The sequence below is a fragment of the Actinacidiphila sp. bgisy167 genome (assembly GCF_057707665.1).
The window spans coordinates 38,968-55,491 of the sequence record NZ_JBYIQP010000027.1 but is presented as its reverse complement, the minus strand read 5'-3'; the positions used below and the strand labels follow the sequence as shown (position 1 = coordinate 55,491).

Annotated in this window: 12 protein-coding genes and 1 pseudogene; 7 read left to right on the top strand and 6 right to left on the bottom strand. The window is 73.7% G+C overall.

Annotated features, from left to right (window positions below):
* Nucleotides 1-265: 265 nt before the first annotated feature.
* From AC3ET4_RS13600 to glgC, 3 genes and pseudogenes are all read left to right on the top strand, one after another.
* Nucleotides 266-1,228, top strand: a complete 963-nt coding sequence (locus AC3ET4_RS13600) for a DivIVA domain-containing protein (protein WP_431948990.1) — start codon at nt 266-268, stop codon at nt 1,226-1,228.
* Nucleotides 1,229-1,452: 224 nt separating this feature from the next.
* Nucleotides 1,453-2,649, top strand: a complete 1,197-nt coding sequence (gene glgA / locus AC3ET4_RS13595) for a glycogen synthase (protein ID WP_431948989.1) — start codon at nt 1,453-1,455, stop codon at nt 2,647-2,649.
* Nucleotides 2,650-2,667: 18 nt separating this feature from the next.
* Nucleotides 2,668-3,886 (top strand): annotated as a pseudogene (gene glgC / locus AC3ET4_RS13590) (glucose-1-phosphate adenylyltransferase).
* A 169-nt stretch (nt 3,887-4,055) separates the two neighbouring features.
* Here the strand turns inward: glgC and AC3ET4_RS13585 are convergent.
* Entirely contained in the window at nt 4,056-4,475 is a 420-nt protein-coding gene (locus tag AC3ET4_RS13585; RefSeq protein ID WP_431948988.1) for a PPOX class F420-dependent oxidoreductase, read from the bottom strand.
* A 715-nt stretch (nt 4,476-5,190) separates the two neighbouring features.
* On the opposite strand from AC3ET4_RS13585, the gene AC3ET4_RS13580 reads away from it, so the two are divergent.
* On the top strand, nt 5,191-5,448 hold the full coding sequence (locus AC3ET4_RS13580; RefSeq protein WP_431948987.1) for a response regulator transcription factor: 258 nt from the start codon (nt 5,191-5,193) through the stop codon (nt 5,446-5,448).
* A 97-nt stretch (nt 5,449-5,545) separates the two neighbouring features.
* Here the strand turns inward: AC3ET4_RS13580 and AC3ET4_RS13575 are convergent, their stop codons facing one another.
* Nucleotides 5,546-6,145 carry an ATP-dependent DNA ligase gene (locus AC3ET4_RS13575; protein ID WP_431948986.1) on the bottom strand — a complete coding sequence of 200 codons (600 nt, stop codon included), beginning with the start codon at nt 6,143-6,145 and terminating at the stop codon, nt 5,546-5,548.
* 679 nt (nt 6,146-6,824) lie between these two features.
* Nucleotides 6,825-7,388: a GNAT family N-acetyltransferase gene (locus tag AC3ET4_RS13570; protein ID WP_431948985.1), complete on the bottom strand. Its 564-nt coding sequence runs from the start codon at nt 7,386-7,388 to the stop codon at nt 6,825-6,827.
* Between the two features lie 182 nt (nt 7,389-7,570).
* Here AC3ET4_RS13570 and AC3ET4_RS13565 point away from each other — a divergent pair, with 182 nt between their 5' ends.
* Together AC3ET4_RS13565 and AC3ET4_RS13560 are read left to right on the top strand one after the other, a co-directional pair.
* Entirely contained in the window at nt 7,571-10,120 is a 2,550-nt protein-coding gene (locus AC3ET4_RS13565; RefSeq protein ID WP_431948984.1) for a SpoIIE family protein phosphatase, read from the top strand.
* 175 nt (nt 10,121-10,295) lie between these two features.
* Complete coding sequence (locus tag AC3ET4_RS13560; RefSeq protein ID WP_431948983.1) at nt 10,296-11,297, top strand: hypothetical protein; 1,002 nt, start codon at nt 10,296-10,298, stop codon at nt 11,295-11,297.
* A gap of 55 nt (nt 11,298-11,352) precedes the next feature.
* On the opposite strand, the gene AC3ET4_RS13555 is transcribed toward AC3ET4_RS13560, so the two are convergent.
* From AC3ET4_RS13555 to AC3ET4_RS13545, 3 genes are all read right to left on the bottom strand, one after another.
* Nucleotides 11,353-12,330: an alpha/beta fold hydrolase gene (locus AC3ET4_RS13555; RefSeq protein ID WP_431948982.1), complete on the bottom strand. Its 978-nt coding sequence runs from the start codon at nt 12,328-12,330 to the stop codon at nt 11,353-11,355.
* Between the two features lie 332 nt (nt 12,331-12,662).
* Nucleotides 12,663-13,505, bottom strand: a complete 843-nt coding sequence (locus AC3ET4_RS13550; RefSeq protein WP_431948981.1) for a prephenate dehydratase — start codon at nt 13,503-13,505, stop codon at nt 12,663-12,665.
* A 264-nt stretch (nt 13,506-13,769) separates the two neighbouring features.
* Nucleotides 13,770-15,167 (bottom strand): CoA transferase, encoded by a 1,398-nt coding sequence (locus AC3ET4_RS13545; protein WP_431948980.1) that lies wholly within the window; start codon nt 15,165-15,167, stop codon nt 13,770-13,772.
* A 451-nt stretch (nt 15,168-15,618) separates the two neighbouring features.
* On the opposite strand from AC3ET4_RS13545, the gene AC3ET4_RS13540 reads away from it, so the two are divergent.
* Nucleotides 15,619-16,497, top strand: coding sequence for an alpha/beta fold hydrolase (locus AC3ET4_RS13540; protein ID WP_431948979.1), 879 nt, complete (start codon nt 15,619-15,621; stop codon nt 16,495-16,497).
* The last annotated feature ends 27 nt before the right edge of the window (nt 16,498-16,524 follow it).

Genomic DNA, 16,524 nt, shown 5'->3' with positions numbered 1-16,524 from the left:
TTCACCCGTCCGGCCCTTTCGCCGGGCACGAAGGGAAATCCACGCTGTCAGCGGACGCCGTGACAGCGCTGATGATCACAGTTGCCACTGCGCCTCGCGTAGTTGCGCCCGCACGCCGCTCGCCCGGGTCCCACGATCGGCGCCGGCCGCACCGCCCGCGCCGCGCACGCGCGATGTGCCCGGGCTGCCCCGACCCGGCCCGCCGCCCAAGCTGGAGTTGACGGATGCGGTCAGGACTTGTCGACGAACACCTCGAGGTGAGCAGATGGCACAGACGCCGATTACCCCCGAGAACGTGCGCACGAAGCAGTTCACCACCGTCCGCCTCCGCGAGGCCTACGACGAGCGCGAGGTCGACGACTTCCTGGACGAGGTGCGGGCCGAGCTGACCCGGCTGCTGAAGATCAACCAGGATCTGCGCACCGAACTCTCCGCCGCCGAGGCCGCTGCGGCCCGGCAGCCGGAGCGGCCGGAACACCCCGAACCGGCCGAGCAGCCCCGGCACGGGGCGGCGTCGGGGCCGGAACCCGCGGCAGCCGACGCCGCGTTCCGGTACGAGCCCGGGGCCGACTCCGGGCCCCGGCGCGAGCCCGCGCCGGAGCGGAAGCCCGCCCCCCGCCCCGCCGCCGAGGCGGCCGCATCCGCCGACGGGTCGCCCGCGCGAGCGGAGGAGTCGGCCAGGCAAGCGGAGGAGGCCGGCCCGAAGCGGTCCGGGATCGCCGTGGACAGCTCGGCCCGTCTGATGGCCCTGGCCGAGCGCACCGCAGAACAGGCCGTCTCCGAGGCCCGCGCCGAGGCCCACAAGATCGTCGGTGAGGCCCTCGGCCAGGCCGACGCCCTGCGCCGCGACGCGCGCGACCGCGCCCAGGCACTCGAGCAGGAGGCCCGCGAGAAGCACCGTCAGGCAATGGTCGCCCTGGCCTCCGCCCGCACCGCGCTCCAGCGCAAGGTCGACGACCTCCGCACCTTCGAGCACGCCTACCGCAGCCGGCTCACCGCCCACATGCAGTCCCAGCTCCGCCGCCTCGACCGCGACCTCGCCCGCTCCCTCGCCCCGCCCGTCGCACCCCCGTCAGTCTCCCTCGCCCGCGCCACCGCCACGTCTCCCGCGGACGCCCGGCCCGCACCCCCGTCCCCCGCCCATGCCTCCCCGGCCTCCCCGGCCTCCCCGGGGCCCGGTGTCGCCCCCCTCACCACCGCGGGCACGCTCAGCGGAGAGGAGGACTGAGGCGCGGCCTGCGGCGCCCAGCGGGCGCGGTGCGTATGGGGGAACGCGGGCGTCCGCTCCCTGGCGCCGAGCCGTTCCGCGTCACCCCGGAGGTGGCCACCGGTGGCGGGTGCCGTCGTCCCGGACGGCGTCCGCACCCCTGAGGTTCCGGGGAACGCGGATCGAACGCCGTTCCGCTGGGCATGGATGTCCCGACACGGCAACGGGACTCCGGGGAGGCGCCCGTGAAGGTGGCACTGCTCACGCGGGAGTACCCGCCGCACGTGTACGGCGGGGCGGGCGTCCATGTGGAGTTCCTGGCCCGTGAGTTGCGATCGCTGGCCGACCTCGAGGTCCACACGTGGGCCGGGGCCGACGGGAAGGGCCCGGCGGGCGGCTCGGACGAGCCCGGCGTCATCCGCCATGCCGCCGCCGCGGAGCTCGGGGAAGCGAACGAGGCGCTGCGCAGCCTGTCCGTCGACCTGTCGATGGCCGCCGCGCTGTCCGGGCGGGATCTGGTGCACTCGCACACCTGGTACGCCGCCCTCGCAGGCCACCTGGCCAAGCTGCTGTACGGCGTACCGCACGTGCTGACCGCCCACTCACTGGAGCCGCTGCGCCCCTGGAAGGCCGAGCAGCTGGGCGGCGGGTACGCGCTCTCCGGCTGGGCGGAGCGGACGGCGGTCGAGGCCGCGGACGGCGTGATCGCCGTGTCGCACGGCATGCGCGCGGACATCCTGCGCAGCTACCCCGCGCTCGACCCGGCTCGGGTGCACGTCGTCCACAACGGCATCGACACCCGCCTGTACCGGCCGGACGCGTCCCCCGCCGCGCTGACCGCGCACGGCGTCGATCCGGGCCGCCCGTACGCCCTGTTCGTCGGGCGGATCACCCGCCAGAAAGGGGTGCCGCACCTGCTGCGGGCCGCCCGGCGGATCGATCCGGAGCTGCAGATCGTGCTGTGCGCCGGGGCGCCCGACACCCCTGAGATCGACCGGGAGTTCCGCGAGCTGGTGGCGGAACTGCGATCGGTGCGCGGCGGGGTGGTCTGGATCCCGCGGATGCTGCCCCGGCCGGAGGTGGTGCGACTGCTCACGCACGCCGCGGTGTTCGTGTGTCCCTCGGTGTACGAGCCGCTGGGCATCGTCAATCTGGAGGCGATGGCGTGCGGCACCGCCGTGGTCGCCTCCGCGGTGGGCGGGATCCCGGAGGTGGTGGAGGACGGCGTGACGGGGCTCCTGGTGCCGTACGAGGAGAAGGACCCGGAGGCGTTCGAGGCGGGGCTTGCCACGGCGGTCGGCGCGCTGGCCGGCGATCCCGCGGCGGCGGCGCGGATGGGGGCGGCGGGACGCGCGCGGGCGGTGGCGGAGTTCGGGTGGGACGCGGTGGCCCGCCGCACGGTGGGCGTGTACGAGGAGATCTGCGGATCGCAGGGGCGGTAGGCGGCAGAGGGGGCAGTGATGCGCGGCGGACCTTCGGTGCTCGGAATCGTACTCGCGGGCGGGGAGGGCAAGCGGCTGATGCCGCTGACCGCCGACCGCGCCAAACCGGCGGTGCCGTTCGGCGGCGCCTACCGACTGGTGGACTTCGTCCTGTCCAATCTCGTCAACGGCGACATCATGCGCATCTGCGTGCTGACGCAGTACAAGTCGCACTCGCTGGACCGGCACATCACCACGACCTGGCGGATGTCGAACCTGCTGGGGAACTACGTCACCCCCGTCCCGGCACAGCAGCGGCTGGGCCCGCGGTGGTTCCTGGGGAGCGCTGACGCGATCTACCAGTCGCTGAACCTGGTGCACGACGAACAGCCCGACTACATCGTCGTCTTCGGGGCCGACCACGTCTACCGCATGGACCCCCCGGCAGATGCTGCGCCAACACATCGAGGCCGGCGCCGGCGCCACGGTGGCCGGCATCCGCGTCCGCCGCGAGCAGGCGTCCTCGTTCGGGGTCATCACCCCGGGGCCGGGCGGCGTGAGGGTGGAGCGGTTCCTGGAGAAGCCCGCCGATCCTCCGGGCCTGCCCGGGGACCCGGACCGGGTGTACGCCTCGATGGGCAACTACGTGTTCACCACCAAGGTGCTCCTGGACGCGCTCGCCCAGGACGCCGAGGACGACACGTCGGTGCACGACATGGGCGGCAGCATCATCCCGCTGCTGACGGCCAAGGGCCAGGTGCAGGTCTACGACTTCGACGACAACCATGTGCCCGGGGAGACCGTCCGCGACCACGGCTACTGGCGGGACGTGGGCACTCTGGACGCGTACTACGACGCGCACCAGGACCTGATCTCCGTCCACCCGGTCTTCAACCTCTACAACGACCAGTGGCCGCTGTACACGCACTCGCTGCGCCTGCCCCCGGCGAAGTTCGTGGCCGGCGGCATCGCGGGCGAGTCCATGGTCAGCCCGGGGTGCGTCATCTCCGGACAGGTCACGCAGTCCGTGCTGTCGCCGGGGGTGGTGGTCGAGGAGGGGGCGGTGGTGCAGGGGTCGGTGCTGCACGACAACGTCCGGGTCGGGCGGGGCGCGGTGGTGCGCCGCGCGATCCTCGACAAGAACGTGGTCGTGCCCCCGGGCGCCACCGTCGGTGTCAACCCGGACCGCGACCGCGAGTTCTACCACGCCTCGGCGAACGGGATCGTCGCCCTCGGCAAGGGGCAGCGGGTGCTGTGACTCCGTACCTCCCCCGCGGTCACCGGCCTCGACAACCGTGTCGGGCCCTGCGGATCGGCGGATGGCGGCCCGTGGAGGAGGACGGCCGGTCAAGGAGAGCGGCCGCGCCATGAGCGGCCGTCACCGTGAGCGGCTGCGCCCGTACAGGTGCTGACGCCGCCGTGTCCGGTCAGCCCGGCTGGCTGCTGTCCTTCAGCGTGCCCCAACCGTGCCACTGCTCGATCTCGATCAGCGCGCTGACGCGCTCGCGGTCCCGCTGCGGGTAGGCGCGGCCCACGTACTGCTGGGACAGCCGGTCGATGTCCGCGAGAGCGGTGTCCTCACGCAGCTCCGCGACGCGTCCGATCACGGTGACGTGGGTGTACCAGTCCCCCTCGTCCAGGACCGTGAGGGAGACCCGGGGGTCGTTGCGGAGGTGGTCCAGACGCTTGCGGCCGCTGTCCATGTTGACCAGCACCCGGCCGTCCTCCCACAGGTACCAGGTGGCCGTGGACACCGGCTGGCCGTCGGCGCGCAGCGTCGTGATGACGGCCGGATTGGCCTTCTTCAGCATCTCGATCGCTGCCGGTGGGAGCGGGGGCTTGGACACGGGGACTCCTTCTCTGCGGTCGTCGGCTCACGTCCACGGGCCGCCGCCGGCCCCTCGCCGGGGGTCGCCGCTGCCGGGACTGTGGCCGGCGCGCCGCGGGAGGTCCTGGACGTCGCGGAGGTGGTACGCGATCCCCAGGACCCGCCGTCCCCACGGACGCGCCGACCGCCGCTCGTCGTTGGCGGCATCACGATGACGCGACGCTGCATGCCGCCAGGATGACCCGTCCCGTCCCGTCCCGCATGTCGGCCGCGAAGCGGCGCGCCCACGACGCCCCCCGCGGCGGCACCCAGATGGCCCCGGCCGCCGCGGCCGGGGGTTTCCGGGCGTGTGAGGCCGGCCAAGGACCCGCCAGCGCAGCAGCGGCGTTCACGGGACCCTCCACTCGGGGCGGTGCGGGGCGCTGCGCACGGGGTGACGTCTGATGCGGCGAAGGTCCACGCCCACACCCTGGCTGAAATTTGCATCTCTATGACAATTCATCCGGAGGGGTACGGCACGGGGAACCGGCGCCGAGGACCGCATGCGCCCGCAGGCTGGCGCCGCACCCCTTCCGCACATCCCGCTCGTGACACACCTGTGACGATCGACGGACAGCACCATGACGTCGGAGCGCGAGTGTGGTCAATAGAGGGCAAAACGCCCTTATCGGACACCCCTCCCCTGCTTCCGAGGGCGCGAGCAGGACCCCGCACCACCGCCGAAGGACACCCCCATGAGCGCCGCAGCCACCACGCCCCAGACCGGCACCACCACGGGCCCCGACGCCACCGCCACCGGACTTCCCGAACTCGCCCCCCGCGAGCGCGAGACCCTACGCCACATCGCCGCCGGCCGCACCTACCACCAGACCGCCCGGCACATGGGACTGTCCAAGCACACCGTCGACGCCTACCTCCGCCGCATCCGCACCAAGCTCGGCATCTACAGCACCGCGGAACTCACCCGCACCGCCATCGCGCTCGGACTGTGACCACCCGCGCACGCAAGGTGATCAGCCGTCCGCCGACCCGGGGGCGCCGTGGTCGGTGATGTCGCGGTGGGGAGCCGTCGCGTGCGGGGCTCTGGGATCAGGAGCCGTCGGGGTGGAGGTTCTTGACCTTGATCCAGTCACGGCTGCGCCGCCCCGGCAGATACGTACTGGTCAACCGCTTGGCCACCACACCGTCGTACCCCTCCTGCCGGATGTAGTGCAACGCCTCGCTCGCCATCGCCGGCCAGTACGGCGGCACCACCACATGCGGCCCCGCCACCCCCAGATCATCCAGCAACGCCCGCCGCGCCGTGAACGGCGAATGCAGCACCGGCTCCCCCAAGTGCAGGATGTCGTACACCGCCAACTGCACCGGCATCGCCTCGGACGCCTCCGCCACCGCCACCGGATGCCGCAGACTCATCCGCCGCTGCAACCGCTCCACCGACACCCCGCCACGCTTCCCCAACGCCACGATCTCCCCGTCCAGCACCCCCACCAGCCCCGGCGGCAACACCCCCGGCAACCCCCGCAACTCCGGATACCCCGCCGTCACGTCCTGCCCCACCGCCGACACCAACCGCACCTGCCCGTCACCCGGCAGATACACCAGCACCCGAGCCCCGTTGAACAACGGCTCGAACCCGTACTCCGCCTCCACCTCCGGCCCCGGCAACGGCCCCGCCACCGCCAGCATCGGCGACCACGCCGGCAGAACGGCAGGAGCAGCGGAATCCGCAGGAACACCCGTACTCACATATCCCAGCATCACCCCACACCCCCCGAACAGGCCAATCCACCACCCAAGCGACAAACACCATCAGGATCGGGCAGACACGGCGGAACGGACTGTACGGCAACCTTCCGCGAGCGTTCCGTCACAGCGGTCCGGTCGGAACACAGCTCAGCGCGTACCGGCGAGCCGTCAGAATGCGGGCGGCCGCAGGCAGTCGTCCGGATCGCACAGCGGAGGAGGCGCGAAGCGGACCCGGGGCCTTTGCAACGGGGGCCACTCCGGGGCCCCGGGCCGCTGATGCCATCAGACACCCGCCGGGGCTTCCCTGCGAGCCGGAGTGATCCAGCCGGGGTCAACCGGGCTCCATGCCGGGTGGTGTGACGGAGCGTCGGAAACGTCTCCGGTACCGCCCGGCATCGCTGGACGGCGGTGCCGGCCGACGGCGCGCCACGCGGTCGGCGCGCCACGAGGTCGGCGCATCATGCGGTCGGCGCCGGCCAGGAAGGGGGCCAGGCCGGCGCCGGACCGCAGCGGGGCCGTTCTCCCGCTCGGGACCTCGTGGGGGCCCCACCGCTCCGCGGCCCCCGTGGAGTCCCGGGACGGGTCTCCCGCGCCGGGTGCAACCGTGCGGCGGACGCGCTCATTCCCCGTCCGGCCGGACAACAGGGTGACACCGCTCCCAGTCGGCGGCGAGCAGGCCGTACAGCAGGTCGTCGGTCCACTCCCCCTTGATCCAGCTGTGAGCCGGACGGCGGCCCTCCAGATGGAACCCCACCCGTTCGAGCAACCGCGCCGAGGCGGTGTTGCGGGCGTCGCACTCGGCGGAGACGCGGTGCAGTCCCTGTTCGGCGAAGAGCCGCTCCAGCAGCGCCGTGACGGCCTCGGCGGCGTAACCGCGGCCTTGATGCGTGCGGGAGAGGGTGAAGCCGAGTTCGGCCTGCATCAGGTTGTCGTGCAGGCGGACACCGATGTCGCCGATCAGCTCCCCGGTGGAGGTGAGCTCCACGGCGTACTGGAACCAGCCGGGCTCCCCGGGATCCCCTGCTGCGAATCTCTCGACGAGCTGCGCGGCCGCCTCCGGGGACACCGGTGCACTCCACCCCTGGTAACGGGCGACGGCGGGGTCCGATCGGTAGGCGGCCAGCGCCGGCGCGTCATCGGGACGGAAACGGCGCAGGCGCAGCCGGGAGGTCTGGGGGTACATGCGCGTGATGCTCTCACGCGGCGGGCCGACTCCCGCCTCCGGTGCACCGCCCGGCATTGGCCCATCCGCTGCGTTGGTGCTCACCCGTCACAGGCACGATGCTGGTCTCAGGATGGCCTGGCCGAGCCCGGTTCCCCCGCCCCAGCCGGGGGAAGGAACCTAGCGAGGGCGAGATGACAGCCATGGAGCCGCTTCCTACCGCCGCCGGCGGACAGCCGGAGTCCCGGGGCTCCGACGGCGGTGCCTCCTACACCGCCTCCGCCACGCTCGACGAGCTTGGGATCGTCACCGGCTGGAGCGCCCAGGCCCACCATCTGCTCGGCCACACGCCCGCCGAGATCATCGGCCGGCCCGCCGCGCAGCTGCTCGCCGAACCTCCGCCACCCGCCCCGGCGCCGCCCCGCTGGTCCGGGACCCTCGCGCTCCGGCACCGGGACGGCCACACCGTGCGCCTGCGGCTGCTCGCCCACCACCGCGCGACCGCGGGCGGGGGCGACGACGCGGGGGCCGTGCACAACGGCGGTGGTCACAGCGGGCGGGGCGGCGGCGATGGCGGCTGGCTGGTCGTCGCGGCGGTACCCGCGTCCTGCGCGGACCCGCCGGCTCACGACGCCGTCCGCGGCTGGGCCTACGCACAGTCGCCTTGCCCCCAGGCGGTCTTCGACTCCGGTCTTCGGCTGACGCGGGCCAACGCCGCCTTCGAGGACGTACTGGGCCTGCGAGAGGCCGAGATGCGCGGCCTGCGCCTGCCCGAACTCGCGCCTGGTGACTCGGCCCGGCGGGCGGAGAGCCAGATGCGGGGGGTGCTGAGCAGCGGCCGTCCGCGGCACGTCCCGGCACCCTTCACCGGCCACGGCACGATGCCCTTCGGCACGCTCGTCGCGGCCGCCGGAGGCCGAGGCGACAGCGCGGACGGCGACAGCGCGGACGGGGACGGCGCGGACGGGGACGGCGCATTGAGTGCGACGCTCACCCCGCTCGCCGATCCGGCGGGGACCGTGCGCGGGGTGGTGCTCACCACCCACCCGTCCGGCGAGGACCCCCGCGCCCGGCGCCGTTCGCGGCTGCTGCACGACGCCGCCACGCGCGTCGGCACGACGCTGGACACCACCCGTACCGCGCAGGAGCTCACCGACCTGGTGGTGCCCGACCTTGCCGACTACGCCGCGGTCGACTTGATCGACCTCGCGGCCGGTGCACCGGCGGGGGGTCCGGACGGTCCGGTGACGGTGACCCGCACCGCCGCCAGCTCCGTCCTGCCCGGCACCCCCGAGGCCCTGATCGCACTCGGCGACACCGCGACCTACCCCCCCGGGTCCCCGCCGACTCAGACCCTGGCAGCCGGGAAGGCCGCGCTCTACGACATCGACGAGGCCGCCCTCGCGCGCTGGACCGCCCAGGACCCCCGGACCGCGTGGATCCGCGAGGCGGGCACCCACTCGTTCCTCGCGGTCCCCCTCACGGCCGGCGGAAGCACCCTGGGGCTGGCACTCTTCAGCCGGCACCGCACCCCCGCCCCCTTCACCCCCGACGACCTGGTGCTGGCGGAAAAGCTCGCCGAACGGGCGGCGACCGCGATCCACAACGCCCGTCGCTACGCCCGCGAGCGTACGACGACCATGACCCTGCAGCGCAGCCTGCTGCCGCACCACCTGCCCGAACAGGCCGCTCTCGACATCGCCACGCGCTACCTGCCCGCGACGACGCACGCGGGGGTGGGCGGCGACTGGTTCGACGTGATCCCGCTGTCCGGGACCCGGGTCGCCCTCGTGGTGGGCGATGTCGTCGGGCACGGCATCCGCGCCTCGGCCACCATGGGACGGCTGCGCACAGCGGTGCGGACCCTCGCCGACGTGGACCTCCCCCCCGACGAACTCCTCACCCACCTCGACGACCTGGTGATCCACCTGTGCTCCGACGAGGCGGGGGAAAGCCAGGACGCGGAGACCGCGGGCGGGATCGGCACCACGTGCCTGTACGCGGTGTACGACCCGACGACGCGCCAGTGCAGCCTCGCCCGGGCGGGGCATCCCCCGCCCGCCGTGGTGACCCCCGACCACGCCGTCCACTTCCTGGACGTGCCCGCGGGGCCCCCGCTGGGCCTCGGCGGACTCCCGTTCGAGACGATGACCACGGACCTCCCCGAGGGCACGATCCTCGCCCTCTACACCAACGGGCTGCTGGACCCGCACCACCACGACATCGACCAGTCCCTCGACAGGATGTTCACGGCGCTGGCGCACCCCGCCGGATCCCTGGACTCGGTCTGCGACCGCATCCTGACCACCCTGATCACGCACCGCCCGACGGACGACATCGCCCTGCTGGTCGGCAGGACCCGCACGCTGCCACCGGACCACATCGCGACCTGGCAGCTGCCCGACGACCCCGCCATCGTCGCGCAGGCCCGCCGCCACGCCACCACGCAGCTCACGGCATGGGGCCTGGAGGAGACCTCGTTCACCACCGAACTCCTCGTCAGCGAACTGGTGACCAACGCCATCCGCTACGGCAAGCCGCCCATCCGGTTGCGTCTGATCCACAACAACACGGCGCTCATCACCGAGGTCACCGACACGAGCAACACCACCCCCCATCTACGGCGGGCGCGTACGTACGACGAGGGCGGGCGCGGTCTGCTCCTCGTGGCACAGCTCGCCCAGCAGTGGGGCACCCGCCACCACCCCCGCGGCAAGACGATCTGGACGGAGCAGGTCCTGGCGCCCGCATGACGCGCGCCGGACCCAAAACCCGGCGTCCGCGTCCGCGCCGTGCGTGCGCCCTGTCCCCACGACCGGAGCGCCCCCGCGTGCTGCCGCACACCTTGGCACATACCCCAGGGGGGTATATCTTGAGGGCGCGTGTCCACCCGGCGCGCATCCTGGCCACGGCACTCACGGAGCCCCCTTGAACACCGGAACGAAGATCACCGCGTTCGCAGCCGTTCTGGCGGCCTCTTTCGGCATCTCCTACGGCGTAGGCGCGGCCCTCGACCCGGTCCGCACTTCGGCGGCAGGCGCAACAGCACCGGCCACGGAGCAGGCGCACGACACGGCCGGCACCGGCCACGCCTCGAACGCCGCCGACGCCCCGGGCACCGCCGAGACCGCGACCGGCTCCTCGGCCTCGGCCGCGCATCCCGCGGGCGGCCTGGCCACCAGCGAGGCCGGCTACACCCTCGACCTGCTCACGCCGCGGGTCGACTCCGGCCACCCGGTGCCGCTGCGCTTCCTCATACGCGACTCCGGCGGCCGCCCGCTCACCGAGTACCGGCGCGCCCATGGCAAGGAGCTGCACCTGATCCTCGCCTCACGCGACCTGACCGGCTACCGCCATCTGCATCCGGTCCGCGCCGCCGACGGCACGTGGAGCACCACGGTCGGTCTGCCCCACGCCGGGGACTACCGGGTGTTCGCCGACTTCACCCCCGACGCGGAGGGCGGCCGGAACCTCACACTCGGTACGGACCTGTCGGTGGCCGGAGACCACCGGCCGACCGGTCCCATGCCGGCCTCCCGGACGGCGACCGTGGACGGCTACACCGTGACGCTCGACGGGGACCTGCGGGCGGGCGCGGAGCAGGAGCTGCGGCTGACGGTGACCAGGGACGGCCGCGAGGTGACGGACCTGCAGCCCTACCTCGGCGCCTACGGCCACCTGGTCGCCCTGCGCGCCGGCGACGTGGCGTATCTGCACGTGCACCCGGGCGGCGCCCCGGGCGACGGCCGGACCGCTCCCGGACCGGACGTCTCCTTCCGGACCACAGCCCCGAGCGCGGGCACATACCGGCTGTTCTTCGACTTCCGGCACAACGGCGCGGTGCGCACCGCGGCCTTCACGGTCACGGCCGCCCCGGGTGACGCACGCGCCGACGCGGACGGCCGCGGCACCGGTGGCCACGGCCACTGACGCCGTCCGCGGGCACGTCCCTCAGGCGGAACAGGGGATCAGGCGGAACAGGGGATCAAGCGGAGCGGCGCCGCAGACGGCGGGCGCCGAGGAAGGCTCCCGCGCCGGCCACCAGCACTCCCCCGGCCACCCCTGCGAGAGCGGCGACATCGGGCCGGCCCTTCGCGGACCCGGTGTCCGCCAGCGCCGGGCGGTCGGCCTCGGCGGCGGTGGCGGCCTGGAGGATCACGTCGGCGACGGCAGCCGGCTGCGCGATCAGCGACACGTGACAGGTGTCGAGCTCCACTGTGTGCGCGTGGGCCCGCTCGGCCTGGAAGCGCTCCTGCTCCGGGCTGATGGTCATGTCCTCGCGACCGACGATGGCCCAGGACGGAATGGTCTTCCAGGCCGCGACCTTGGCCTTCTCGGAGAACGCCGTCGTGGCGGCGGGCCGCTGGGTGACCCCCAGCAGGTTCGCCTGACGCTCCGAGAGGCAGTTCGCGAACACCGGGTGCACCTTGTCGCGCTTGAGGTACTGGTCGGTGCCGCTGACGCCGCCGCCCGCCTCGAACGGCACGGAGGTGGTGGCGGTGCCGAGTGCGCTGGGGAAGCGCTCGGACAGCGACATCCCGCTCTCGCCGACGTCGGGCATCAGGGCCGAGACGTACACCAGCGACTTCACCTGGGGGTTGCCGGCCGCGGCCGTGCTGATCACCGCACCGCCGTAGGAGTGCCCGGCCAGGACGATCGGGCCCTTCACGCTCTTCAGCACGGAGGCGATGTAGGTCGAGTCGCTGTACAGCCCGCGCAGCGGGTTGGCGGGGGCGAAGACGGTGTAGCCGCGGGCTTCGAGCCGCTCGATCACCCCGTTCCAGCTGGAGGCGTCCGCGAACGCCCCGTGGATCAGAACCACCGTCGGCTTGCTCCCGGCCGTGCCAGCGTCCGCGGCGGCGGGGGCCGCGGCGGACGCGCACAGGGCCAGGGCGCAGCCGGCCGCGGCAATGTCGGCGCGGCGTATACGACGCCGGGGACGGGAATCCAGATGTGCCGCCATGCCGTATCTCGCTTTCCTCGAGGATCAGGGCGGGGGCCGCCCTCGGCACCTGAGTGTTCACCGCTCCAGGGCGACAGGCCCGACCGTGTATGCCGACCGGGTCACGCGCATGGGCCGTCGGGGTGAAACCCGCCAGTACGGGATGTGGCACGACAAAACGCCCCTATGGGGACGAGGACGGCGCGGACGCGCGGCGTACGCCGACAGGACGCGGGGCGCGCTCGGACCTGCGGCGTCCCGCGCTCCGGGGACGTACGGCAGGCGTTGTCAGACGCTCACGTGGGGGCAGCTCCCACCGAGGCAGGGGTGCGGCGCGGTGCACCGATCCGGCGTCAGTCGCGGTCCACGCAGCGGTGCGCGTGGGCCGGGTAGACGCCCATGATCCGCACCTCGGAGGAGAAGAAGCGCAGCTCCTCCAGGGCCAGGGCCACGCTGCTCTCCTGCGGGTGGCCCTCGATCTCGACGTAGAAGCGACTGGCCTTGAGGCCCGCGCCCACCTGGTAGCTCTCGATCTTGGTGAGGTTCACCGCGTTGCTGGAGAAGCCGCCGAGTGCCTTGTAGAGCGCGCTCGGGATGTTGCGCACGGAGAAGAACAGGCTGGTCATCATGGGCGTGCCCGAGTTCGGCGGGACCTGGGCGTCGCGGGTGAGGACGACGAAGCGGGTCGTGTTGTCCGAGGTGTCCTCCACGCCGCCGCGCAGTACCTGCAGCCCGTAGAGTTCCGCGGCGCCGGGCGGGGCGAGGGCCGCGTGCCGCGGATCGCCGAGCTCCGCGACCTCGCGGGCGGCGCCCGCGGTGTCGTCGCTCACCAGCGTCTGCCAGCCGCCCTCGCGGATGACCTTCCGGCACTGCCCCAGCGCGTGCACATGGCTGCGGACGTATGCGACGTCCTCCAGCGCAGCACCGGGGACGCCCATCAGGTCGAAGCGGATGGGCAGGAAGTACTCAGCGATGATCGTGAGGCCGGATTCCGGCAGCAGGTGGTGGACGTCGGCGACGCGGCCGGCGGCCGAGTTGTCCACGGGGATCACGGCCAGATCGGCGTTCCCCAGCGCGACCGCCTCCAGCGCCTGCTCGAAGGTGATGCAGGGCAGTTCCCGGCTGTCGGGGTACAGGGTGCGGGCGGCGGCGGCCGAATTGGATCCGGGTTCTCCCTGGTAGGCGATGGTCACCATGTGCGGTCGGTATCTCCGGATCGTCGGTCTCTGCGTGCGTTGGGGCCGTTCTTCGCATGCTACTGCGCGGTGGGCGCGAACCTCGTATGCGTCCGAGTGCCGGACGTCCTGCGCCTGCCCCGCAGGCCCTGCTCCCCGGTGGCGGGCCGGGGCGCCGGTGGGGCCCGGCCCTGACCGTCAGGCGGTTCGGCGCAGCGGCGTCCGCGGCTCCCGGTTCCCGCGCCGCCGTACGGGCCGGAGACCGCGGCCCGCGCGCGAGTCGGCTCAGGCAGGCTGCCGCCAGACCGCCGCGTCGGCGCCCCAGAGACCCGGCGGGCTGCTCCAGTCCACCGGGACGCCCCGATAACCGAGCGGCGGCCGGGCATGGACGAGGCGTCCGTACACGGAGTCCGTGACGGCGAGCCGGCGGGCGGGGCCGTCATCGTCGCCGGGGGCCGCTTCACCGCCCGGGTCGCCCGGGCCGATGCCGTGGAGCAGCCAGGAAGCGGTGCCCGTCAGCGACAGCCGCAGCAGCCGGCCGCCGCCGTCGCGGCGGGCGTCGGTCAGGGCGCGAAGGACCGCCGCGGCGAGCAGGTAGCCGGTGCCGTGGTCGAGGGCCTGGGCGGGAAGGACGCCGGGGCGGCCGTCCGGTCCGGCCTCCACCGAGGCGATGCCGCAGCGCGCCTGCACCAGACTGTCGAATCCGCGCCGCTCCGCCCAGGGCCCCGACCGCTCCCAGGCCCGGATCTGGGCGACGACGAGTCCCGGCCGGCGCTCGCGCAGCGCCTCCGGCGCGAGACCGTAGCGGTCCAGCGCGCCGGGGCGGTAGCCGGTCACGACCACGTCGGCGGAGGCGAGGAGTTCCTGCAGGACGGTGCGGTCGGGTCCGGAGAGGTCGAGCCGCGCCGACCGCTTCCCGAAGCCGGTGTCGGCGTGCGCCCACTCGTCCTCCGGCAGGCGGGGGCTGTCGACCCGCAGGACGTCCGCGCCGAGCAGGGCCAGCGTGCGCGTGGCGACCGGTCCGGCGATGACCCGTGTCAGGTCGAGCACCCGGACGCCCGCCGCGGGCAGCCCCGCGGGCGGCAGCGTGCGCACCGCGGCGTCGTCGGTCCGCTCGATCTCCACGAGGGGCTGCGTGCCGGCGCTCGGGTCCCGTACGGCGACGGCCAGTCCCCCCGCCGCGTAGACGGTCTCCTCGACCTCCGCGGCCCGGCGGCCGGCCAGTTCGGCCGCCAGGCGCCTGGACACGGCTTCCGGGTCGGCACCGGCGCCGCCGTCAGCACCATCGGGAATGCCGAGGGCGGCCGTCAACCGGGCGCGGTGGTGCGGGTAGTTGGCGTGGGTGCGCACCCACCCGTCCGCCGTGCGCCAGAACCCGGACAGCGGCGCGAAGGACGTCCCCGGCCGGCCGTCGATCCGCAGGTGCCGCTCGCTGACGAAGGCCGCGGCCACCGCCGCCTCGTCCACCTCCACCGGGGGCGGCGTCCCGCCGGAGCGCAGGGCGAGCAGCTCGGCGGCGGCCAAAGAGCAGACCCCGACCGCGGCCCGAGCCAAGCGGCGTACCGGCAGGCGCGCGGGCAGCACCCCGGGAACCTCCCGGTACACCACATGGCGCACCGCCTCCGGGGCCCCGCCGAGGGCGTCCCAGGCGTGGGCGGTGGGGGCGTCGGCAGGCTGCGTCATGGCGCTGCTCCTTCGTCGGCGGGCGGCCGCTCACCGAGGCGGCCGTTCAGGAGGACCGCCGTGGCCGCTTGCCGGGCCGCGGGACGACGTATACGGCGGGGTCCGCCGGATTCACCGCCAGGGTGCGGACGCTCGGGCGTCGCCCCTCCTCCGTCTCTGTGCACGGTGCACAGAGTAGGGCTTCCGAATCGCGGCACCTGCCGGGCCGCGCCCCGGCGGTTGGAGGCCGCGTTCCGGTCCTGGAGCAGCGCGGCCGGGCAGGTATCGCACCACGCGAACAGCCCTCGAGAGTCGCGGCCCGGGGACGCCGCGGGGAGCATGCACCTCATGACCGCGCGGCCCGGGCCGCGAGCGCACTCCTTCGCGCCGGGGGTGCCGAGCGGGGACGGCGCCACTATCGTACCGACTGGACGGTATGAGCCGGTCGCCCGCGAGCCCCAAGGAGCCACGCATGCCACGCGCGAAGTCCAACGGAGTAGAGCTCGAGTACGACACCTTCGGCAGCCCGGACGATCCGGCGCTGCTGCTCATCATGGGCCTCGGCGCCCAGATGACCCTGTGGCGGCCGGAATTCTGCTCGGCGCTCGCGGACCGGGGCTTTCACGTCGTGCGCTACGACAACCGCGACGCGGGTCTGTCGACCGGTCTCGACGGGCACCCCCTTCCGGACATCCGCGCCGTGCTGTCGGGCGACTCCTCCACCGTCCCCTACCTGCTGGCCGACATGGCCGACGACGCGGCCGGGCTCCTGGAGGCGCTGGACATCGCGGCCGCACATGTCGTCGGCGCCTCGATGGGCGGCATGATCGCCCAGCAGTTGGTGATCGACCATCCCGACCGGGTGCTGTCCCTGTGCTCGATCATGTCCACCACCGGCGACCGGTCGGTCGGCCGCGCCTCGGCGGAGGCCATCGCGGCGCTGCCCGCCTCGAACGGCGTGCCCCTGACACGCGAGGCGGTCATCGCGGAGGGGGTCCGCCGGGCGGCCGTGATCGGCTCCCCCGCCTACCCGGTGGCCCCCGAGGAACTGCGCGCACGCGTGACCGAGGCCTACGACCGCGCGTACCGCCCCGAGGGCTATGTGCGCCAGTACGCCGCGATCCTCGCCTCACCGGACCGCACACCAGGCCTGCGGTCGGTGGCGGTGCCGACGGTGGTCGTGCACGGCGAGCAGGATCCGCTGATCGACCAGAGCGGCGGCCGGGCGACGGCGGCCGCGGTGCCGGGCAGCGAACTGCTGCTGGTCCCCGGGATGGGGCACGACCTGCCGGAACAGGTCTGGCCCACGGTCGTCGACGCGATCGCCCGCAACGCCGCCGGGAACCCGTGAACCGGCACGGCCTCCGCGCTCGGCTTC